The following is a 698-nucleotide window of genomic DNA, read 5'->3' on the forward strand; positions in this document are numbered from 1 at the left end:
CCGTTCAGCTACCTGGCGGATAGAGGTCTGACCTGCCTGAAAAGCTGGTACAACTCTTTGCCGTAGATCCAAAGAATTGGTAGGCATCTCTTCCTCTCCTTCCTCTTGCAACCTGTACCCCACTTTAAACAGGCTGTGGTCAATGCTATTAAGCTCCAATCCCTGGATTGGCTTGTAGCCATGGGCTAGCCCAAGGACTTTTCGCGCAAGGATTTTTCAAGATCCTTAGGGAAAGTGCAACTGTCGGCTGATGCGCACCATCGGCCCCAGACCCAATCGCGTCGGGTTGAGCGCCTGCATCTCAAACAGGGCCAGAATGTCGCGCACCTGCAGCTCTGGCCAGTTGGAATTTATCCCCATCGCCACCACCAGGCCACAATAGCCGCCCGTCTCGCGTCAACGCCGTTCCCAGCGTTCGCGGGCTATCGAGGAACAGGATCGTCTTCGGGAAATTCTCCGAACAGGTGCAGGTCGCGGTTGCCCGTTTGGACAATTTCCAAGGCGTAGCGGCTGCCAGCAAAGGGATCCACCCCTGTGTTAAAACAAACACCCTGGGGCCCGCCTTCGCCGCGCAGATTCTCGATCAACTGCTTTGCCTTGGAGCGGGAGGTGCGTACGATCACCACCGGCAGCCCTTCTCCCCTTTGCACCAGCTTACTTTGGGGGAGAGGATGCCATTGCCCTGTGAGGCGCAGCGC

At 57.2% G+C, this 698-nt stretch carries 1 protein-coding gene and 1 pseudogene; both read right to left on the reverse strand.

From position 1 onward, the window contains the following. Positions 1–225 precede the first annotated feature (225 nt). Complete coding sequence (locus NW858_RS10400; protein WP_414520447.1) at positions 226–360, reverse strand: hypothetical protein; 135 nt, start codon at positions 358–360, stop codon at positions 226–228. A gap of 62 nt (positions 361–422) precedes the next feature. Next, positions 423–698 (reverse strand): annotated as a pseudogene (locus NW858_RS10405) (hypothetical protein); the annotation flags it as partial.

Origin of the sequence: Synechococcus sp. H55.10, from assembly GCF_047502715.1 — a bacterium.
Taxonomy (GTDB): domain Bacteria; phylum Cyanobacteriota; class Cyanobacteriia; order Thermostichales; family Thermostichaceae; genus Thermostichus.

Coding starts and splice junctions, on each gene's coding strand:
- NW858_RS10400 (WP_414520447.1), bottom strand. CDS start 360: ATGGGGATAAATTCCAACTGGCCAGAGCTGCAGGTGCGCGACATTCTG.